This is a genomic window from Nonomuraea sp. H19 (assembly GCF_052068215.1).
Lineage (GTDB): Bacteria > Actinomycetota > Actinomycetes > Streptosporangiales > Streptosporangiaceae > Nonomuraea.
Genome location: NZ_JBQHCV010000133.1, coordinates 1 through 959, shown reverse-complemented (window position 1 = coordinate 959; position 959 = coordinate 1). Strand labels below are relative to the sequence as shown.

Here is a 959-nt window from a genome sequence, read left to right as displayed (position 1 = left end):
GCGTGACCAGCAGAGAGGAGCACACCCGTGACAGACGCGACGTCCTTCCTGCTCGAACGCCTGCACGCGGCCGGCCTGACCGACGTCGTCGCGGTAGAGCCAGCCACTGGAGGCCTCGCCGCGACCGCGGGGCTCGCGCGCCGCGGTGACGGCACGTCGGTGTTCGTCAAGGCGTTCGGCGAGCCGCCGTCGGACGACGCCTTCGCCGCGGAGGCCGAAGGGCTCACCGTGCTGCGCGAGGCGGGCGGCGTCGCCACGCCCGAGATCATCCTCGCGGACCGCGACCTGCTCGTGCTGTCCGTGCTGCAGCCCCGGCCGGGCACCGAGGCCTTCTGGGAGCAGTTCGCGCATGCGCTCGCCCACCTGCACACCACCACGCGGTACCCCCGATTCGGGTGGCACCGGGACAACTGGCTGGGCCGTCGGCGGCAGGTCAACACCTGGGATGACGACGGGTTCGAGTTCTTCGCCCAGCACCGTCTGCTGCGCTGGCTCGGCGAGCGTCGCGTCCAGGAGGCGCTCGACGCCGCGGACCGGGCGGCGCTGGAGCGGCTGTGCGACCGGCTGCCCGAGTTGCTGCCGGTCAGGCCCGCGTGCCTGACGCACGGCGACCTGTGGGCGCTGAACGTCATGGCCACCCCCGACGGGCGGCCCGTGCTGATCGACCCGGCCGTGTCGTACACGTGGGCCGAGGTCGACCTGGCCCACGTGTGGACGACGGCACCGCCGCCCGAGGCGCAGGTGTTCTTCGAGCTGTACGCCGAGCTGACCGGGCTCGACCGCGACTGGCGCGAACGGATGCCGATCCTCCAGCTACGCCAGCACCTGGCCGTGATCGCCCAGTTCGACCCCGACTGGGGCGCCGCCGACCTCGTGCGCGCCACGCTCGCCCCGTTCCGGCAGCAGCCCTGAGCTCAGCTCAGAAGATCACTGCCTTCGGACCGCTGTGGAGGGAGCCA

At 72.7% G+C, this 959-nt stretch carries 1 protein-coding gene; it reads left to right on the top strand.

What is annotated here, in order from left to right; all coding sequences use genetic code 11:
- Positions 1 to 27 precede the first annotated feature (27 nt).
- Positions 28 to 912, top strand: a complete 885-nt coding sequence (locus ACTMTI_RS56915; RefSeq protein ID WP_441129417.1) for a fructosamine kinase family protein — start codon at positions 28 to 30, stop codon at positions 910 to 912.
- Positions 913 to 959: the final 47 nt, after the last annotated feature.